Here is a 3012-nt window from a genome sequence, read left to right on the forward strand (position 1 = left end):
CTCCTGGGGCGGTTGTGGTCTGGTGCCTGGTGTCCCCATCCTCGTGATCATGGCGAAGCGGTGGATCGTCTCAGGGGAGGGTGCCGTCCCTGGGCCGCGTCGGGGTCAAGTGGTCTACGGGTCCGGGGAGTTCCCGGGGTAGTCCCCTAGGGGCGGTGAGCCGATGAGCCGGCTCATCGACTCGGCGGCGCGGACCGCGGCGTCCGCGCAGCAGTTGTTGAACAGGACGTGGACCTCGTCGGCGCGCTCGGCCATGGAGCGTATGCGCGGGAGCCACTCGGCGAGTTCCGTCTCCGCGTACGTGTGCCGGAACTTGTCCTCCTTGGAACCGTTGCCCCACGCCGTGCTGCGGCCATGGAAGCGGACCACCGCGTGCCGCGACGCGGTGACGGGGGCCACCGGAGGCATGGAATTCGGCAGCCCCTGCGCCGTGTCCACCGCGACCGCCGCCATGTCCAGCTCCGTCAGCAGCGCCTCGCTGCGGGTCCGCCGGTCCTCGTGCCACCAGTCGGGGTGGCGGAACTCCACGGCCACCGGCCAGCCCGCGGCGCGTTCGGCGCACTCGCTCAGCGCCTTCTCCGCCCGCGGTCCCGGGGCGAACCACGGCGGGAACTGGAACAGCAGCGTCCCCAACCGGCCAGCCCGGCGCAGCGGTTCGAGCGCGCCGCTGAAGCGCTGCCACACGGTGTCGAGCAGCCAGGGCCCCGCCGGTTCGCCCCGCAGATCGGCGGGGAGCGAGGCCTGCCGGGTCGGATGCCCGGTGAGCAGGGAGAACGCCTTCACGTCGAAGCGGAACCCGTCCGGTGTCCGGTCGGCCCACAGCCGACAGGTCTCCTCGCGGGGGAGGGCGTAGTAGGTGGCATCCACCTCCACCACGGGGAAGCGGCCGGCGTAGTGCCGCAGCCGCCCCTCGGCGTCCTTGTGCCCCGGCGGATACCAGCCACTGGCCAGCAGCGCGCGGTCCGTCCACGAACAGGTCCCCACCAGAATCTCGTTCATCCTGGCCGGGTACCCCGATGTGTCAGGAGGCGTGCAGCTCCGCCAGGACGTCGACGCGGTTGGTGGTGATCGAGTCGACGCCCGCGTCGATCAGACGGCGCATCGAGCGGCGCGTGTCGGGGGTCCACGCCGAGACGAGGAAGCCGTCGCGGTGGACTTGGCGGACCAGCTCGCGGTCGACCAGCGGGAAGCGGTAGTTGAGCCAGCGGGGCTTCACCGCGTCGAGCAGCACACGGCGGGGCGGGGCGAGCGTCGTCCAGGTCAGCGCGATCTCGGCGGCCGGATCCGCGTCGCGCAGGGCGAGCATCGTGTCGCCGCCCGCGCAGTAGTACACGCGGTCGGCGGCCCCGCACTCCGCAACGGCCCCGACGACCGTCCGTACGGCGTCGTGCGTGGCGCCCGGCAGATCGATCATCACCCGGTGCCCCTCCGTGGCGGCGAGGGCCGCTTCGAGCGTCGGCACCCCGCCCTCGGTGAGGCCGTCCAGCTCGGCGGAGGAGAGGACGGCGAGCGGACGGTCGTACCCCCACAGGCGTTTGAGCGTCGAGTCGTGCAGCAGTACGGGTACGCCGTCACCGCTCAGGCGGACGTCGATCTCCACCGCGTCCGCGCCCCGCTCGAACGCGGAGCGCAGGGACGGCAGGGTGTTCTCGCGGACGCGGTAGGGATCGCCTCGGTGGGCCACGGCTGTCAGGGTGCGCATGGCCCCATTGTGGTGCCGTGTCACGGAGCCAGCCACGTCTCCGTGTACGTGTCGATCTCGGCGGCGATCCGGGCCTTGCCCGCGGGGTCGAGGAAGGACGCCTCCACGGCGTTCTTCGCGAGGGCCGCGACACCGCGCTCGTCGAGGCCGAGGAGGCGGGCCGCGACGGCGTACTCGTTGTTCAGGTCGGTGCCGAACATGGGCGGGTCGTCGGAGTTGACGGTCACGGTCACCCCGGCCTCGACGAACTGCCTGACCGGGTGCTCTTCGAGGGTGCGCACCGCGCGCGTCGCGATGTTCGAGGTCGGGCAGACCTCCAGCGGGATGCGGTGCTCGGCGAGGTGGGCGAGGAGCTTGGGGTCCTGCGCGGCGGTGGTGCCGTGGCCGATGCGCTCGGCGCCCAGGTGGATCAGGGCGTCCCAGACGGTCTCCGGTCCGGTCGTCTCGCCCGCGTGCGGCACCGAGTGCAGACCGGCGGCGATGGCCCGGTCGAAGTGGGGCTTGAACTGCGGGCGCGGCACACCGATCTCCGGGCCGCCGAGACCGAAGGAGACCAAACCTTCGGGGCGCAGCTTGTCGCCGGTGGCGAGCCGGAGCGTCTCATCGGCCGCCGCGAGCCCGGCCTCGCCGGGGATGTCGAAGCACCAGCGCAGTACGGTGCCGAACTCCGCCTCGGCGGCCTTGCGGGCGTCCTCGATGGCGTCCATGAAGGCGCGGTCGTCGATGCCGCGGCGGACGGAGGAGTACGGGGTGATGGTCAGCTCGGCGTAGCGCACGTTCTGCCGGGCCATGTCGCGGGCCACCTCGAAGGTGAGCAGGCGGACGTCCTCCGGGGTGCGGATCAGGTCCACGACGGAGAGGTAGACCTGGATGAAGTGCGCGAAGTCCGTGAACGTGAAGTAGTCGGCGAGCGCCTCGGGGTCGGTCGGCACGGCGGAGTCGGGGTGCCGGGCGGCCAGCTCGGAGACGATGCGGGGGGAGGCCGAACCGACGTGGTGCACGTGCAGTTCCGCCTTGGGCAGTCCGGCGATGAACGCGTGCGGGACGAGCGGGTCGTGCGGGTCCGTCGCGGTCGCGGCCGCGGTGTGCTGCTCGGTCACGGTTTCCTCCCCAGGAACGGGCTTGATCGGCTGATCGGCGGGTCGGGGGTCATCGTAGGCGGCGGTCGGCGCGGGCGAAGCGGGGGCCGTAGCATGACGGAACGTATGAAAGAGGTGACCGCCATGCCTGCCGGATCCGAGGACGGCGCGGGGGCGCCGGGGGCGCCGGGAGAGCGGGACCCTTGGGCGCCGCCGGTGGAGGGTGCGGGG

At 72.4% G+C, this 3012-nt stretch carries 3 protein-coding genes; all 3 read right to left on the reverse strand.

What is annotated here, in order from left to right; all coding sequences use genetic code 11:
• Positions 1–114: 114 nt before the first annotated feature.
• From GKQ77_RS30900 to GKQ77_RS30910, 3 genes are read right to left on the reverse strand one after another with little or no spacing between them, the layout of a single operon-like run.
• Entirely contained in the window at positions 115–999 is an 885-nt protein-coding gene (locus GKQ77_RS30900) for a DUF72 domain-containing protein (RefSeq protein ID WP_219692423.1), read from the reverse strand.
• 22 nt (positions 1000–1021) lie between these two features.
• Positions 1022–1702, reverse strand: coding sequence for a glycerophosphodiester phosphodiesterase (locus GKQ77_RS30905; protein WP_219692424.1), 681 nt, complete (start codon positions 1700–1702; stop codon positions 1022–1024).
• A 20-nt stretch (positions 1703–1722) separates the two neighbouring features.
• Positions 1723–2802, reverse strand: a complete 1080-nt coding sequence (locus GKQ77_RS30910) for an adenosine deaminase (protein WP_219692425.1) — start codon at positions 2800–2802, stop codon at positions 1723–1725.
• Positions 2803–3012: the final 210 nt, after the last annotated feature.

This window comes from Streptomyces anatolicus (assembly GCF_019400875.1).
Classification (GTDB): Bacteria; Actinomycetota; Actinomycetes; order Streptomycetales; family Streptomycetaceae; genus Streptomyces; species Streptomyces anatolicus.